Origin of the sequence: Janthinobacterium sp. 75 (assembly GCF_004365495.1) — a bacterium.
Taxonomy (GTDB): domain Bacteria; phylum Pseudomonadota; class Gammaproteobacteria; order Burkholderiales; family Burkholderiaceae_D; genus Janthinobacterium.
This window is the reverse complement of record NZ_SORD01000001.1, coordinates 469,023-483,894: the sequence shown is the minus strand read 5'-3', so window position 1 is coordinate 483,894 and position 14,872 is coordinate 469,023. Positions and strand designations below refer to the sequence as shown.

General features: G+C 61.6%; 15 protein-coding genes. 12 read left to right on the top strand and 3 right to left on the bottom strand.

Going from position 1 to position 14,872, the window contains the following annotated elements; genetic code table 11:
* Positions 1 to 81: 81 nt before the first annotated feature.
* The gene (ychF, locus tag C8C89_RS02275) at positions 82 to 1,173 is read left to right on the top strand and encodes a redox-regulated ATPase YchF (RefSeq protein WP_034778348.1); all 1,092 of its coding nucleotides are present in this window, start codon (positions 82 to 84) and stop codon (positions 1,171 to 1,173) included.
* Between the two features lie 105 nt (positions 1,174 to 1,278).
* On the opposite strand, the gene C8C89_RS02270 is transcribed toward ychF, so the two are convergent.
* Positions 1,279 to 2,115 carry a MipA/OmpV family protein gene (locus C8C89_RS02270; protein ID WP_133988801.1) on the bottom strand — a complete coding sequence of 279 codons (837 nt, stop codon included), beginning with the start codon at positions 2,113 to 2,115 and terminating at the stop codon, positions 1,279 to 1,281.
* A complete protein-coding gene (locus C8C89_RS02265) occupies positions 2,112 to 2,555 on the bottom strand; it encodes a hypothetical protein (protein ID WP_101483617.1) in 444 nt (147 codons plus the stop codon). The genes C8C89_RS02270 and C8C89_RS02265 overlap by 4 nt, the downstream gene beginning before the upstream one ends.
* Positions 2,556 to 2,792: 237 nt before the next feature.
* On the opposite strand from C8C89_RS02265, the gene C8C89_RS02260 reads away from it, so the two are divergent.
* The 3 genes from C8C89_RS02260 to C8C89_RS02250 all read left to right on the top strand — a co-directional run bounded on the left by C8C89_RS02260 (position 2,793) and on the right by C8C89_RS02250 (position 6,008).
* Positions 2,793 to 3,833, top strand: a complete 1,041-nt coding sequence (locus tag C8C89_RS02260) for a type II asparaginase (RefSeq protein ID WP_243858232.1) — start codon at positions 2,793 to 2,795, stop codon at positions 3,831 to 3,833.
* 128 nt (positions 3,834 to 3,961) lie between these two features.
* Positions 3,962 to 4,813: an MOSC N-terminal beta barrel domain-containing protein gene (locus C8C89_RS02255; RefSeq protein ID WP_101483619.1), complete on the top strand. Its 852-nt coding sequence runs from the start codon at positions 3,962 to 3,964 to the stop codon at positions 4,811 to 4,813.
* Between the two features lie 34 nt (positions 4,814 to 4,847).
* On the top strand, positions 4,848 to 6,008 hold the full coding sequence (locus C8C89_RS02250) for a DUF484 family protein (RefSeq protein ID WP_101483620.1): 1,161 nt from the start codon (positions 4,848 to 4,850) through the stop codon (positions 6,006 to 6,008).
* Positions 6,009 to 6,022: 14 nt separating this feature from the next.
* Here C8C89_RS02250 and C8C89_RS02245 read toward each other — a convergent pair whose 3' ends face one another.
* Complete coding sequence (locus tag C8C89_RS02245; RefSeq protein WP_101483621.1) at positions 6,023 to 8,002, bottom strand: monovalent cation:proton antiporter family protein; 1,980 nt, start codon at positions 8,000 to 8,002, stop codon at positions 6,023 to 6,025.
* Between the two features lie 108 nt (positions 8,003 to 8,110).
* Between C8C89_RS02245 and C8C89_RS02240 the strand changes: the two genes are divergently transcribed.
* The 8 genes from C8C89_RS02240 to C8C89_RS02205 all read left to right on the top strand — a co-directional run bounded on the left by C8C89_RS02240 (position 8,111) and on the right by C8C89_RS02205 (position 14,819).
* The gene (locus C8C89_RS02240) at positions 8,111 to 9,121 is read left to right on the top strand and encodes a KpsF/GutQ family sugar-phosphate isomerase (protein WP_133988800.1); all 1,011 of its coding nucleotides are present in this window, start codon (positions 8,111 to 8,113) and stop codon (positions 9,119 to 9,121) included.
* A complete protein-coding gene (locus C8C89_RS02235; protein ID WP_133988799.1) occupies positions 9,121 to 9,654 on the top strand; it encodes an HAD hydrolase family protein in 534 nt (177 codons plus the stop codon). Before C8C89_RS02240 ends, C8C89_RS02235 begins: the two co-directional genes overlap by 1 nt.
* A gap of 45 nt (positions 9,655 to 9,699) precedes the next feature.
* Positions 9,700 to 10,311: an LPS export ABC transporter periplasmic protein LptC gene (gene lptC / locus C8C89_RS02230; RefSeq protein WP_243857874.1), complete on the top strand. Its 612-nt coding sequence runs from the start codon at positions 9,700 to 9,702 to the stop codon at positions 10,309 to 10,311.
* Between the two features lie 25 nt (positions 10,312 to 10,336).
* The gene (gene lptA, locus C8C89_RS02225) at positions 10,337 to 10,930 is read left to right on the top strand and encodes a lipopolysaccharide transport periplasmic protein LptA (RefSeq protein WP_133988798.1); all 594 of its coding nucleotides are present in this window, start codon (positions 10,337 to 10,339) and stop codon (positions 10,928 to 10,930) included.
* Entirely contained in the window at positions 10,930 to 11,685 is a 756-nt protein-coding gene (lptB, locus tag C8C89_RS02220; RefSeq protein ID WP_099760888.1) for an LPS export ABC transporter ATP-binding protein, read from the top strand. Before lptA ends, lptB begins: the two co-directional genes overlap by 1 nt.
* 4 nt (positions 11,686 to 11,689) lie before the next feature.
* A complete protein-coding gene (locus C8C89_RS02215) occupies positions 11,690 to 13,168 on the top strand; it encodes an RNA polymerase factor sigma-54 (protein ID WP_101483626.1) in 1,479 nt (492 codons plus the stop codon).
* A gap of 69 nt (positions 13,169 to 13,237) precedes the next feature.
* Complete coding sequence (gene raiA / locus C8C89_RS02210) at positions 13,238 to 13,597, top strand: ribosome-associated translation inhibitor RaiA (RefSeq protein ID WP_101483627.1); 360 nt, start codon at positions 13,238 to 13,240, stop codon at positions 13,595 to 13,597.
* 136 nt (positions 13,598 to 13,733) lie between these two features.
* Positions 13,734 to 14,819, top strand: a complete 1,086-nt coding sequence (locus C8C89_RS02205; protein ID WP_101483628.1) for an enoyl-CoA hydratase/isomerase family protein — start codon at positions 13,734 to 13,736, stop codon at positions 14,817 to 14,819.
* Positions 14,820 to 14,872: the final 53 nt, after the last annotated feature.

Here is a 14,872-nt window from a genome sequence, read left to right as displayed (position 1 = left end):
GCAAGATTATCCAGAAAACGCCCGCAACGGCCGTTTTGCACCAGCCGCTTGCCGGCAATATTGATTATTTAAAGGTTTTCCATGAGTCTCCAATGCGGTATCGTCGGCTTGCCGAACGTCGGCAAGTCCACCCTGTTCAATGCACTGACGAAAGCCGGCATCCCGGCTGAAAACTATCCGTTCTGCACCATCGAGCCGAACGTCGGCGTCGTTGAAGTGCCGGATCCGCGCATGGATGCGCTGGCCGCCATCGTCAAGCCGGAACGCATGGTCAATGCCATCGTGGAATTCGTCGACATCGCCGGTCTGGTGGCTGGTGCATCGAAAGGCGAGGGCCTGGGCAACCAGTTCCTGTCCCACATCCGCGAAACGGACGCCATCGTCAACGTCGTGCGTTGCTTCGAAGATGACAACGTCATCCACGTGGCCGGCAAGATCAACCCGCTCGACGATATCGAAGTCATCCAGACCGAACTGGCGCTGGCCGACATGGGCACCGTGGAAAAAGCCATCCACCGCGAAAACAAGAAAGCCCGCTCGGGCGACAAGGACGCGGCCAAGCTGCTGGCCATCATGGAACGCATGATGCCTTACCTGAACGACGCCAAGCCGGTGCGCGCCATGGGCCTGGACGCCGACGAAATGGAACTGATCAAGCCTTTGTGCCTGATCACGGCCAAGCCAGCCATGTTCGTGGCCAATGTGTCGGACACGGGCTTTACCAACAACCCGCTGCTGGACCAGCTGACGGCCTACGCGCAATCGCAAAATGCCCCTATCGTCGCCATCTGCGCGGCGCTGGAAGCGGAAATCGCCGACCTGGACGATGCCGACAAGGGCGCTTTCCTGGCCGACATGGGCATGGAAGAGCCAGGCCTGGATCGCCTGATCCGCGGCGCCTACAAGCTGCTGGGCCTGCAAACCTACTTCACGGCGGGCGTGAAGGAAGTGCGCGCCTGGACCATCCATGTGGGCGACACGGCACCGCAAGCGGCCGGCGTGATCCATACCGACTTCGAACGCGGCTTCATCCGCGCGCAAACCATCGCCTATGACGACTTCATTGCCTACAAAGGCGAAGCCGGTGCCAAGGAAGCGGGCAAGATGCGCGCCGAGGGCAAGGAATACGTGGTCAAGGATGGCGACGTGCTGAACTTCCTGTTCAACGTCTAACTTCCTGCCCGGCCCCGGATGGGGCGACAGACAACCCTGCAAATCATTGATTTGCAGGGTTTTTTATTGCCCGGATAACCAGCATGGCTGCAATTGGACGGTTCTCTAGTCCTCGCGGCCGCGCGCCAGGCTATCCGAACGTTGCCATGTCCACATCAGACCGATGCCGGCCGAGGTGCCGCTGTTCTGGCGCAGCAGGGGGCTGGCGCGGTTGGCGGCGCCTGCGTAGTTGTCGTAGCGCAAAAATGCAAAGGCCCGCCAGTCCCGCTGCAGCCGGTACGAACCGCCCAGGCCCAGGCGTGTGAGCATCAGTCCGCTCTTCGCCGCATATGATGGGCGCTGACCGGTGGCAAACGCGGGGCTGACGCCATAAAAGTAATCGTTGATGGCGGCATTGCCCAGCACGGCGCCCAGGCTGGCATCGACATGCCACGCCTGCTGTTCGCCTTGCAGCGCATACACGAGGCGTGGCTCGAACGTGGCGCCCTGGCGGTGCAGGCCGCCGCGCGCTTCGATGACGGCGCGCAAGGGCAGCTCCAGGCCCAGACGGCTGTGTTGCGTCGGCTCGGCCAGCTTGATTTTCAGGCGCGGGCCAAATTCCACCAGGGTGCCCAGATCCGGCATGCCGCGCCGGGCCGGCACGTCGCTGGACCTGGCAGGCAAGGACAGGGCAAAGCCGATATCGACATCGAATCGCTCCGTGTCGAGCAGGCGCGCGCCCACGCCGGAGCGGTCGGCGCGTAATACTTTGCCACGGTAAATCAGATAGGGCAGGGCCAGGCTGCGCGTCGAGCGTTCGCTGGCGCCGGGATAGGCGGGCGTGACGGCTGTGCCGCCAAACACGCCCGCTTCCCATAATGGCAGCGGTGGTTCGATGGCGCGCGCCGGTGCCATGGCGGCGAAGACGGCGGAGGCGGCCAGCAAGGTGGGTGCGAGGTTCATCGAGGAACTCCGCAAGGCTTGCCCACCGGCAGCGATTCGAACTCAGCAACGAAGGCCATCAGCCCCCTCCCGTTCCAGCCCAGTTCATCGCGCACGGCTTCCGCTTCCGCCCTCTTGCCCTGGCGTTCATACTGGTCGATTAGCGCCCTGTAGCTGAGGGCGCTCGATTGTTTGCTGCGCTTTGCCAGCGCAATGGCTTCGCGGAAATGAAATTCGGCCGCGTCGTAGCGGCAGGCCGCGCTGGCGGCGCGTCCCGCCTGGTGATGCAGCCGCTCCTGCCAAGCGAGGTCGCCACGGCCCAGTTCTACATTTTCGACGGCTGCCTCGTAGCTGCGCATGGCTTGCGTCCAGTCGCCCTGGCTGGCCGCTTCCCGCGCGAACTGTTCCTGCTGCGCCGCCGTGCGCAGTTCGATCTGCGTGGAGCAGGCGTTGAGCGCCATTAAGACTAGCGGCAGGATGAGGCAAGAGCGGAGGGGGGGCAATGTGGACATGGCGCTACTGTAGCGCATGCGTAGCGCGCACGTTTGCGCGCTACGCATGAATTGGATATTTCCCCGGGCATGGATGACATATAATTTGCACACGACTTTGTTATTTTTGACAGTACACCTCACGGGAGCACCATGTTTTCACGCAAATTCCATTCTTGTGCACAGCTGATGCTGGCCACCTTGCTGATGGGCTTTATCGCCGCTTCCCCGGCGCGCGCTCAGCAAGCGGCCGTCAAATTGCCGAATGTGGTGATCCTGGCCACGGGCGGCACCATCGCCGGCAGCGGCGCCGACAGCACCACCACCGTGGGCTACACCTCGGCCACCGTGGGCGTCGAGCGCCTGATCGCGGCCGTGCCGGAACTGAAAAAAGTGGCGAATGTGAAAGGCGAGCAAGTGTTCCAGATCGCCAGCGAAAGCATGGGCAATGAACACTGGCTGACCCTTGCCAAGCGCATCAACGTGCTGCTGGCCTCGAACGATGTCGATGGCGTGGTCGTCACGCACGGCACCGACACCATCGAAGAAACGGCCTATTTCCTGAACCTGACCGTGAAAAGCCATAAACCGGTGGTGGTGGTGGGCGCCATGCGTCCGTCGACCGCCATCTCGGCTGACGGCCCCATCAACCTGTACAACGCCGTGATGCTGGCCGGCAGCAAGGAAGCCGTGGGCAAGGGCGTGCTGGTGGCATTGAATGACCAGATCAACGCCGCGCGCGAAGTCACCAAAACGAACACCTCGACGACCGACACCTTCAAGTCGCCGGAACTGGGCATGCTCGGCTACATCCAGGGCAGCAAGGCCTTTTTCTACCGCCAGTCGACGCGCAAGCACACGCTGGAATCGGAATTTGACATCAGCAAGCTCGATGCCCTGCCGCAAGTGGACATTGTCTACGGCTACGCCAACATGAACCGTGTCGGCATGGACGCCTTCATTGCCGCCGGCGCCAAGGGCATCATCCATGCGGGCGTGGGCGATGGCAGCGTGGCCGCGCAAATGAAGCCGGCCCTGGTAGAGGCGCGCCAGAAGGGCGTGCTGATCGTGCGTTCGAGCCGTGTCGGCCAGGGCATCGTGGCACGCAATGGCGAAGCCAATGACGATGAACTCGACAGTGTCGTGTCGGATACCCTGAACCCACAAAAAGCCCGCATCCTGCTGATGCTGGCCTTGACCAAAACGAATAGCACGCAAGAAATCCAGCGCATTTTCTACACGTATTGATCCTTGTCGCGCCAGGCCAGCCTCATTGGCTGAGCCTGGCCGATTTACGCTTGCCCGCTTTGCTGCCATACTTCGTTTCTGAATAACTTTCTGGAAGAAGCAGCAACACTGTTCCTTGTCCCCTGTCCATGGCTATCCTGTCCGACATCATCCTGTATCCCATCAAATCGTGCGCCGGCATCCACTTGCAGGAGGCCGTGCTCACGCATTCCGGGCTGATGAGCGAGCACGTCTTCGACCGCGAATGGATGGTGGTGGATCCGCAGGGTCGCTTCCTGACCCAGCGCGAACATCCGCGCATGGCACTGATCGTGCCGTCCATCAAGGCCACCACGCTGGAATTGCGCGCGCCGGGCATGCTGTGCCTGGAAATCGAGCTGGGCTTGCCGCACCCGGAACTGGCTCCCATGCTGGAAGTGCAGGTGTGGGACGATACCGTGCGCGCCTACGATTGCGATGACGTCACGGCTACCTGGTTTTCCAACGCCATCGGCGTGCCGTGCCGCCTGGCGCGCTTTCACCCGGACGTGGTACGCGCCACCAGCACCGCCTGGACGGACGGCGTGGCCGCCTCGACCATGTTTGCCGATGGCTATCCGGTACTGATCGCGGGCAGTGCCTCGCTCGCCGATGTGAACGACAAGCTGCGCGCCGCCGGCCGCGAGGCGCTGCCGATGAATCGTTTCCGTCCCAACCTGGTCATCGGCGATATCGGCGCCTTCGAGGAAGACTACGCCGCGTTCCTGCAATTTGGCGCCACTGTGCTCAAGCCTGTCAAACCATGCTCGCGCTGTCCGATTCCGTCGGTGGACCAGGCCACGGGCGTGCCCGGACCGGACCCGCTCGACGTCATGCATGGCTATCGCGCCAAGCCCGAGCTCGATGGCGCCATCTGCTTTGGCATGAACGCCATCGTCACCGGCGGCGGCGACGAGCGTATCGTGGTAGGGCAGGACATCGGTTTCGAACTGGCATTTTAAGCATGGCGCCCGTACAGAAGGGTTTAAGGTTTCTATGAATCAAGCAATACCGCCGGACCCGCGCATTGCCAGCCTCGAAGCCGAAAACCAGGCCTTGCGCGCGCGCATGGCTTTCCTGCTGGAGCAGGTCGAGCGCAACCACGACATCATGTGTCGCCACCAGGCGTTTGACCTGGAAATCGTCAGCGCGTCCACGTTTCCCGAATTGATTGGCACCATCTTTCGCACCTTGCCCGTGATTTCCGACCTCGACGGCGTCACCCTGAGCCTGCTCGACGAGGATGACGATATCGTGCTGGTGATGGAAAAGCTGGGCGTCGATTTCAGCGCCTTTCCGCAGTTGCTGTTCGTGCATGCCGTGGCGGAGCTGGGTTTTGCTGCACCAAAGCCCTTGGCCGAGGGAGAAGCGCCCTTGCCGGCGTCGCCGCTGCTGGGACAGTTCGATGCACGCGTGCATGGCCCGCGCTTTCCGCAGATCGACGCTCCCCTGCGCAGCGTGGCGCTGGTGCCCTTGCTGCGCAACAAGCGCCTGATCGGCAGCCTGAACCTGGCCAGCGTCGACGTGACGCGCTTTACGCCCTCGCTGGGCACGGATTTCATCAAGCACATGGCCTCCATCATCGCTATTTGCCTGGAAAACGTGATCAGCAATGAAATGCTGAAATACATCGGCTTGACCGATTCCCTGACGGGCGTCTACAACCGCCGCTATATCGACCGCCGGCTGCTGGAAGAAATCGCCCGCGCGCGGCGCCAGAATTATTGTATTTCATGCATGTATATCGACATCGACCATTTCAAGCTGGTCAATGATACCTATGGCCACCAGGGCGGCGATGAAGTGCTGCGCGAAGTGGCCACGCGCATCCGCACGGAGTTGCGCCGCTCCGATGCGCTGGGACGCTTCGGCGGCGAGGAATTCGTCGTCCTGCTGATTGACGCCGACCTCGACAGCGCGACGTTTGTTGCCGAACGCATCCGCGCCAGCATCGCCGGCACCATGTTTGACTTGCCGGGCAGCGCGCAAGCGTGGGTCAGCGTATCGATCGGCGTGGCCAGCCTTGAGGCGGGTGCGGCCCTGTTGCCGATCGAAACGGTGGCGCAGCAACTGGTGGCGCACGCCGACCAGGCCCTGTACCAGGCCAAGGCGGGTGGACGCAACATGGTCGTCAACTGGCAGCCAGAGGTCGGCTGACCAGGATCGCCTGATTATTTCAGTAGCAATGTTTCGGCTTTGGCCACGGCGTCGGCTGTGCCGCGCAGCACCACCACGTCGCCGCTGGCCAGTTGCGTTTCGGGCGTGACATCGAGACGGTCGCGGCCGCGGCGGATGGCCGTCACAAATGCACCGCAGCCGGCTATGTCGATCATGCTTAAAGGCAAGCCCACGCACTGCGCGCCCTCGTTGACGGTGACCGTATGCAGGCGTTCCAGTTCGGCATCGTCGCCCGCGTCGCTGGAACCGTGGAAATAGCCGCGCAAGGAGGCGTAGCGCTCCTCGCGTGCCGCCTGCACCCGGTGCACCACGCGGCGCAGGGGCACGCCCATCATGATCAGCGCGTGCGAAGCGAGCATCAGGCTGCCTTCCATCAATTCCGGCACCACTTCGGCCGCGCCCGCGCTTTTCAGCTGGTCGAGGTCGGTGTCGTCGTGGCTGCGCACGATGACGGGCAACGTTGGCGCCATTTCTTTGAGTAAATGCAACAACTTCAGTGCCGAGGGGGTGTTGGCGTAGGTAATCACGACGGTGCTGGCCCGGTAGATGCCGGCCGCCACCAGGCTTTCGCGCCGGCCCGCGTCGCCATACGAGACGTTGGCACCGGCCAGTTGCGCTTCCTGCACCCGTTCCGGGTCCAGGTCCAGCGCGTGGTATTCGATTTTTTCCTCTGCCAGCAGGGTGGCCAGGCTTTGCCCGCTGCGCCCGAAGCCGGCGATCAGCACGTGTTTCTGCGACGCCATGGTGCGCGTGGCGATCTTCGTGAGGGCCAGCGATTGCATCATCCAGTCGTTGGCGGCCAGTTTCATGACGATGGCATCGGACTTGGCGATGAGGAAGGGCGCCACCAGCATCGACAGCACCATCGAGGCCAGCACCACCTGCACGACGAACGGGTCCATCAACTTGATGCCGCCAGCCAGGTTCAGCAGCACGAAGCCGAACTCGCCCGCCTGCGCCAGTCCCAACCCCGTGCGCAGGGCCACGCCGTTGCTGGAACCAAACAGCCGGGCCAGGCCCGCGATCAGGGCGAATTTCAGCAGCACGGGGCCGCACAGCAGCAGCAAGACCAGCCACCAGTTGTCGAGCACCACGCGGATATTGAGCAGCATGCCGACGGTGATGAAGAACAGGCCCAGCAGCACGTCGCGGAAGGGTTTGATATCTTCTTCCACCTGATGCTTGAATTCCGTTTCGGAAATGAGCATGCCGGCAACAAACGCCCCCAGGGCCAGCGACAACCCGGCCCGTTCCGTGATCCAGGCCGCGCCCAGCGTGATCAGCAGCAGGTTGAGCATGAACAACTCCTGCGAGCGGCGCTTGGCGACGATAGTCAGCCAGCCCCGCACCAGCTTCTGGCCGATGAACAGGAGCAAAATGAGGACAAGCAGGGCCTTGCCGCCGGCCCAGGCCAGGGTTTCGGCCAGATTGTCGGAATCGCGGGTGAGGGCGGGGATCAGGATCAGCAGGGGCACCACGGCCAGGTCCTGGAACAGCAGGATGCCGATGATCTTGCGGCCGTGTTCGCTTTCCAGCTCCAGCCGTTCCGTGAGCATTTTGGAGACGATGGCCGTTGACGACATGGCCAGCGCGCCGCCCAGGGCGAAGGCGGCTTGCCAGCTCAGGTGGATGTAGGCGGACAGGTAGCGTCCGACGAACCAGCCGAAGACGACGGTGGCGATGATGGTGGTGACCACCTGCGCCATGCCAAGGCCAAAGACGATGCGCCGCATGGCGAGAAATTTGGGAAGCGAGAATTCGAGTCCGATGGAAAACATCAGGAAGACGACGCCGAATTCGGCCAGGGTGTGGCTGGCCTCGTTTTCCGCCGCCAGCCCCAGCGCGTGGGGGCCGATGACGATGCCGACAGCCAGGTAGCCCAGCATTGGCGGCAAATGCAACATTCTGAAAGCGACCACGCCCAGCACGGCGCTGCCGAGTAACATCAGGGTCAGTTCAAGCGAGGAAAACATGGGTTGCCCGGTGCGGTCAATGGAAATCGTTGTTTGTTGTGACTGGCAAGTTTTTTGCTTTCCTAATTCGTTTATACTTTGGGCATGAGTGTAACCCATGAAAAAACAATGCTGAAAGCTTTTGATCGAATTGACATGCAAGCGACGACCGAGCGCGCCGTCGCGCTGGCCCGCACCACCTTGCAGATCGAGTCCGACGCCATCGTTGCGCTGCAGGCGCGCCTGGCCACGGACGACAGCGTGGGCCGCGCCGTGGCGATGTTGCTGCAATGCAAGGGGCGTGTCGTCGTCTCCGGCATCGGCAAGTCCGGCCATATCGCACGCAAGATTGCCGCCACGCTCGCTTCCACCGGTACGCCGGCCCTGTTCGTGCATCCGGCCGAAGCGGCCCATGGCGACTTGGGCATGGTCACTTCGGAAGATGCTTTTATTGCCATATCGTACTCCGGAGAATCGTCGGAATTGATGGCCATCATGCCCGTCGTCAAGCGCATGGGCGGCGTGCTCATTTCCATGACGGGTAAACCGAACTCCAGCCTGGCTCAGCTGGCCGACGTGCACCTGGATATTTCTGTTGAGAAAGAAGCCTGTCCGCTGAACCTGGCGCCGACGGCCAGCACCACTGTGACCCTGGCCCTGGGCGATGCGATCGCCGTGGCCTTGCTGGACTTGCGCGGCTTCAAGGAAGAAGATTTTGCCCGCTCGCACCCGGGCGGCGCCCTGGGCCGTCGCCTGCTCACGCATGTGCATGACGTCATGCGCAGCGGTGAACGGGTGCCCAAGGTGGCCGTGGACGCTTCCTTGCTCCAGGCGCTGGAAGAAATGACGAAGAAGGGCATGGGCATGACGGCCGTCGTCGATGCGGATGACCGCCCCGTGGGCGTGTTCACCGATGGCGACTTGCGCCGCATGTTCGAGCGCGTGCAGGATTTCACGCAAGTGGCGATCCGCGACGTCATGCATGCGCAGCCGCGCAGCATCGCGCCCGAACGCCTGGCAGTGGACGCCGTGGCCGTGATGGAGCAGTTCCGCATCAACCAGATGCTGGTCGTCGATGCCGACGGCAAACTGGTGGGCGCCCTGCATATCCATGATCTGACGCAAGCGAAGGTGATCTGATGGACAGCGTTGCGGACAACCTGGCGCGGGCGGCCAAGGTCAAACTGATGATTTTTGACGTCGATGGCGTGCTCACCGACGGCAGCCTGCATTTCGGCCCGGATGGCGAGATGATGAAAACGTTTAATGTGTATGATGGCCTGGGCATCAAGCTGCTGCAGGAATCGGGCGTGCAGACGGCCATCATCAGTGCGCGCCGCTCGGCCATCACGGCGCGCCGCGCGCAAGACCTGGGCATTACCCATGTGCACCAGGGCGGTCATGACAAGCTGACACCGTTTCGCGAATTGCTGGCGCTGACGGGCTTGACGGAAGAACAATGCGGCTATATCGGCGACGATGTCATCGATGCGCCCATCCTGCGCCGCGTTGGCTTTGCCGTCAGCGTGCCAGGCGGGCGTCCGGAAGCGCTGGGCCTGGCGCACCATGTGACGCAAGCCGGCGGCGGCCGCGGCGCGGTGCGCGAGATCTGTGAATTCGTGCTGCGCGCCCAGAACAACTATGCGCGCGTCATGGCGCCGTTCCTGGAATGAGGCGTACCGCCTCGCCGCCAGTGATATTTGAAAGAGTGAAATCCTATGCGTAAGCCAGGAGGCGCCCATCGCTGGCGCATGATTTTTACCGTGCTGGGGGCAGTCGTCTTTGCGCTGGGCAGCTTTTGGCTGCTGGAAGTGATGAACAAGAATGGCCTGGACATCACGGCCAGCAAGCATCAGGATGAGCCAGACTATTTCATCACCAATTTCAGCCTGGTGCGCATGGACTTGACGGGTAAGCCCAGCTATATCGTGTCGGGCACCAAGCTCACCCATTATCCGCTGGACGATTCATCCGATATCGACCAGCCTTTCGTGCGCAAACTGTCGCCAGGCATGCCGCCGATGAACATGAATGCGGAACTGGCGCATATCGACCAGGACAATACCCGGCTGCAACTGCACCGCAATGTCGTGATCGACCGCGTGGCCAGTCCGAAGTCACAGAACCTGACGGTCAAGACGGAAGCGCTGACGGTGTTCCCGGATGAGGAAAGAATGGAAACGAACGTGCCTGTCGATATCCTGACGGGCGCCTCGCGCATCAATGGCGTGGGCATGAAGGCCAATAACGCCACCGGCGTGGTGGAAGTGCAGAATGCGCTGCGCATGGTCCTCCCGCCGAAACCGCGCCCGGCCGCGGCGGCAAAATGACAGAATGAAACAAGGAAACCATACTATGAAGAACATCTTGCTATTGACTCTATTCTCGACCATTTGCTCGCTGGGCATCGTGGGCGCGGCACATGCCGAGAAAGCCGATTCCGAGAAGGAGGCCATCATCACGGCTCGTAGCGGCCACGTCGATGACGTCAAGCAGGTGCGTACCTTGACGGGCGATGTGGTGCTGGTGAAAGGGACTCTGACCATGAAGGCGGGCCGGGCCCTGATCACGGAAGACCCGCAAGGCTACCAGTTCATCACTTTCTGGGCCGATCCTGGCAAGCTGGCCACCTTCCGCCAGAAGCGCGATGGCGCAGGCGACCTGTGGGTGGAGGGCGAGGCGGAGCGCGTGGAATACAACAACAAGACGGAAGTGGTGAAACTGTTTTCCAAGGCCAAGCTGACGCGCCTGGAAGGCACGAAGCCGACCGACGTGGCCAACGGCGCCTTCATCTCGTATGACAGCCGCAAGGAGGAATTTGCGATGGAAAATTCCGATAGCGGCACCAGCACCCCCGATGGCGGCAGCGTGCGCATGGTGATCCAGCCGAAGCCCAAGGCACCGGCGGCGGAGAAAGCGCCGGCCACGCCTGCGTCAGGAAATAAATAATGGACAATACTCGTTGCGGCAGCACCCTGATCGTTCGCGGGCTGCAAAAAACCTATGGCAAGCGGCAAGTCGTGCATGATGTCTCGCTGCAAGTCGAATGCGGAGAAGTGGTCGGGCTATTGGGGCCGAACGGCGCCGGCAAGACCACCTCGTTCTATATGATCGTCGGCCTGGTGCCGTCGGACGGCGGCAGCATCGATATCAGCGGCGTGGATATTTCCCGCCTGCCGATCCACCGCCGCGCGCAGATGGGCCTGTCGTATCTGCCGCAGGAAGCGTCCGTGTTCCGCAAGCTGACGGTGGAAGACAATATCCGTGCCGTGCTGGAAATCCAGACCGTCGAAGGCCGTCCCTTGAAGAAGGCCGAGATCGAGGAGCGCCTGGATAAATTGCTGGCCGACTTGCAGATTGAAAAATTGCGCGAGAATCAGGCGCTGTCCCTGTCTGGCGGCGAGCGCCGCCGCGTGGAAATCGCCCGCGCGCTGGCCACCGACCCCCGTTTCGTCCTGCTCGACGAGCCGTTCGCCGGTGTCGACCCCATCGCCGTGATCGAGATCCAGCGTATCGTGCGCTTCTTGAAGGAGCGCAATATCGGCGTCCTGATCACCGATCATAATGTGCGCGAGACGCTGGGTATCTGCGACCGTGCCTACATCATCAACCAGGGCTCGGTGCTGGCGTCGGGACGCCCCGACGACATCATCGCGAACGAGTCGGTACGCCGGGTCTATCTGGGCGAACACTTCCGTATGTGAGCCAATGAAACAATCATTGCAGCTGCGCACTTCGCAGCACCTGGCACTGACGCCGCAGTTGCAGCAATCGATACGCCTGTTGCAATTGTCTACACTGGAATTGCACCAGGAGCTGGAGCAGTTGCTGACGGACAATCCCTTGCTCGAACGCCTCGACGATCCGCTCGACCGTTCGTTGCGCCTGCTGTCCGACGGCGCATTGAGTTCCACGGCCGCGCCGGCCGAAGCACCGCCCCAGCCGCCAGGCCAGGAGGCACCCGCCGCGCCGGCCGAAGCGGAAACCTTTGATGGCGAGGCTGGCGACAGCCCTGCCGCAGCGGAGGGCGGCGACAGCGACTGGAGCGAGGCGAGCAGGGGCAAGGCGCCCGACGACGAAGATTCCCGTCCGCAACTTGAAGCCCACCACTGCACCTTGCGCGAACACCTGATGGAGCAGATGCGCGTAACGGTGCTCGAATTGCGCGACCGCGCGCTCGTCGAGCTGATCATCGACGCGCTCGACGACAATGGCTACCTGGAAGAGTCGCTCGACGACATCCTGGCGCGTTTGCCGGAAGAGCTGGAAATCGACGCTGACGAGATGCGTACGGCCTTGTCCCTGTTGCAAAGTTTCGATCCGCCCGGCGTGGGCGCGCGCAACGCGTCCGAATGCCTGGCGCTGCAAATCAAGCGCTTGCCGCACATCGCCATGGTGACGCGGCGCATGGCCCTCGTCATTGTGGAAAAACACCTGGCCTGGTTTGCCCAGCGCGATTTTAACAAGCTGAAAAAAGCCCTCGATTGCGATGATGAAGACTTGCGCGAAGCGCAGACGGTGATTCGCCAGTGCAACCCGCATCCGGGTGCCGTGTTCGCCTCGGACGTGTCCGATTACGTGGTGCCCGACGTCGTCGTCAAGCGCGCGCGCAATGGCTGGCAAGTCACTCTGAACAACGACGTCATGCCTCGCCTGCGCGTTAACGCCATGTACGCCAACTTGCTCAAGCAGGGCAAGGGCGAGGGTGCCATGGGCGCACAGTTGCAGGAAGCCAAGTGGCTGATCAAGAATATGCGCCAGCGCTTCGACACCATCCTGCGTGTAGCGCAAGCGATAGTAGAAAGACAAAAGAACTTTTTCTCGCATGGGGCCGTTGCCATGCGCCCCCTTGTGCTCCGTGAAATAGCTGATACACTGGGTTTACACGAGAGTACTATCTCGCGCGTAACAACTCAAAAGTACATGCTGACCCCGCACGGCATGTTCGAGTTGAAATATTTCTTTGGTAGCCACGTCGCCACCGAAGCGGGGGGCGAAGCGTCATCGACGGCGATACGGGCATTGATCGTGCAACTGACAGGAGCAGAAGACCCTAAAAATCCTTTATCCGACAGTAAGATTGCGGACATGCTGGGGGAACAAGGCATGGTGATTGCGCGACGTACTGTTGCCAAATACCGGGAAGCGTTGAAAATTCCGCCAGTGAGCCTGCGTAAGTGTTTGTAAGTTTTTTTCGGTTCCTCTGCGGGCCGGATACGATGGACCGCACGAACCCGATCATCTTTAGGAGTGTGTATGAATCTCACCATCAGCGGACATCATCTCGAAGTCACACCAGCCATCCGTGAATACGTACAAACGAAGCTGGAACGCGTGAAACGGCATTTCGATCAAGTCATCGATATCGCCGTGATTCTGACCGTGGATAACCTCAAAGAGAAAGAAAAACGTCAAAAGGCCGAAGTCAATTTGCGTCTGAGTGGCAAAACTGTCTATGTGGAAAGTCTGGCGCACGACCTGTATGCCGCCATCGATATCCTGATCGACAAGCTGGACAGGCAAGTGATGAAGTACAAAACCAAAGTGCAAGGGCACGGTAAAGAGGCGATCAAGCATCTGCCAGACAACTCGGAAGAAGAATTCGCCGCCGCCTAAGCGGCCTGCGACTTTCAACCGGTTGTGATCAACTAAGGGCGCACATTGCGCCCTTTTTTGCGCCCGTAGCTGTTGAGCGCTATGTTCCCCTCACAGGCGCTAGAATGTGCCCGTTCTCACTTCTTTTCACTTTGCCATGAGCGACTTCGTCCAGACCTCCATCCGCAACCGCACGGGCCACATCGTGCTCGACCGCCCCAAAGCCCTGAATTCCCTCTCACTGGAGATGGTGCGCGCCCTGAGTACCGTTTTGCTGGCCTGGCGCGACGATCCGCAGGTGGACGCCGTGGTGATCCGTTCCAGCAGTGAGAAAGCCCTGTGCGCCGGTGGCGACATCCGTTTCTTTTACGATGCGGGCCTGGCCACACCGCAGGGCGGCAGTGCGTTGCTGGAAGATTTCTTTACGGAAGAATATGCTTTAAATCATGTAATCCACTTCTATCCGAAACCGTATATCGCCGTGATGGATGGCGTGGTGATGGGCGGCGGCATGGGCGTGGCGCAGGCCGGGCCTGGCAACCGCCTGCGCATCGTGACGGGCCGCACGCGCATGGCCATGCCGGAAGTCAATATCGGCCTGTTTCCCGACGTGGGCGGCAGTTATTTCCTGTCTCGCCTGGCCGGTCAGCTGGGCTTGTACCTGGGCTTGACGGGCTTGACGATCAACGCGGCCGATGCCTTGTACACGGGCCTGGCCGATGTGTACCTGCCCGAGGCGCAGATGGGGGCGCTGCTGGCCCTGTTCGAATCGACGCCAGGCCAGGGCTTGCCGGTCGCCATCAAGGCCCTGGCAGCGCCGTTCCAGGCCCAGGCGGGCGTTTCTGCGCTGACCATGGCGCGCGCGGCGCTGGACCGCCATTTCGGCGCTGGCTCCGTCGCTGCCATCATGGCTTCGCTGGCGCAGGATGACAGCGCGTTTGCCAGCAAGGCGCTGGCGGCCATGCGCCAGCGTTCGCCGCTGATGATGTCGGTGACCCTGGAATTGTTGCAGCGGGGCGCCCAACTGGGCGTAGCCGATTGCCTGCGCATGGAGCGCACCGTGGTGCGCCACAATTTCGAGCATGGCGAAGTGCTGGAAGGCGTGCGCGCGCTGGTGGTCGACAAGGACAATGCTCCGCGTTGGAACCCTGCCAGCCTGGACGAGGTTGATGCGGCCATGGTGGCGCGCTTCTTTGCCCCCGTCTGGCCGGCGCAAGCGCATCCGCTGCGCCATCTGGATTAACAACGCCAAATAACACCGTAGCGAGCGGAAGGGAGGGGTGGTTGAGAAGCGGA

Excerpts from the sequence above, each read along its gene's own strand:
- ychF (WP_034778348.1), top strand. The coding sequence starts at position 82 with ATGAGTCTCCAATGCGGTATCGTCGGCTTGCCGAACGTCGGCAAGTCC.
- C8C89_RS02270 (WP_133988801.1), bottom strand. The coding sequence starts at position 2,115 with ATGAACCTCGCACCCACCTTGCTGGCCGCCTCCGCCGTCTTCGCCGCC.
- C8C89_RS02265 (WP_101483617.1), bottom strand. The coding sequence starts at position 2,555 with ATGGCGCTCAACGCCTGCTCCACGCAGATCGAACTGCGCACGGCGGCG.
- C8C89_RS02260 (WP_243858232.1), top strand. The coding sequence starts at position 2,793 with ATGGGCTTTATCGCCGCTTCCCCGGCGCGCGCTCAGCAAGCGGCCGTC.
- C8C89_RS02255 (WP_101483619.1), top strand. The coding sequence starts at position 3,962 with ATGGCTATCCTGTCCGACATCATCCTGTATCCCATCAAATCGTGCGCC.
- C8C89_RS02250 (WP_101483620.1), top strand. The coding sequence starts at position 4,848 with ATGAATCAAGCAATACCGCCGGACCCGCGCATTGCCAGCCTCGAAGCC.
- C8C89_RS02245 (WP_101483621.1), bottom strand. The coding sequence starts at position 8,002 with ATGTTTTCCTCGCTTGAACTGACCCTGATGTTACTCGGCAGCGCCGTG.
- C8C89_RS02240 (WP_133988800.1), top strand. The coding sequence starts at position 8,111 with ATGCTGAAAGCTTTTGATCGAATTGACATGCAAGCGACGACCGAGCGC.
- C8C89_RS02235 (WP_133988799.1), top strand. The coding sequence starts at position 9,121 with ATGGACAGCGTTGCGGACAACCTGGCGCGGGCGGCCAAGGTCAAACTG.
- lptC (WP_243857874.1), top strand. The coding sequence starts at position 9,700 with ATGCGTAAGCCAGGAGGCGCCCATCGCTGGCGCATGATTTTTACCGTG.
- lptA (WP_133988798.1), top strand. The coding sequence starts at position 10,337 with ATGAAGAACATCTTGCTATTGACTCTATTCTCGACCATTTGCTCGCTG.
- lptB (WP_099760888.1), top strand. The coding sequence starts at position 10,930 with ATGGACAATACTCGTTGCGGCAGCACCCTGATCGTTCGCGGGCTGCAA.
- C8C89_RS02215 (WP_101483626.1), top strand. The coding sequence starts at position 11,690 with ATGAAACAATCATTGCAGCTGCGCACTTCGCAGCACCTGGCACTGACG.
- raiA (WP_101483627.1), top strand. The coding sequence starts at position 13,238 with ATGAATCTCACCATCAGCGGACATCATCTCGAAGTCACACCAGCCATC.
- C8C89_RS02205 (WP_101483628.1), top strand. The coding sequence starts at position 13,734 with ATGAGCGACTTCGTCCAGACCTCCATCCGCAACCGCACGGGCCACATC.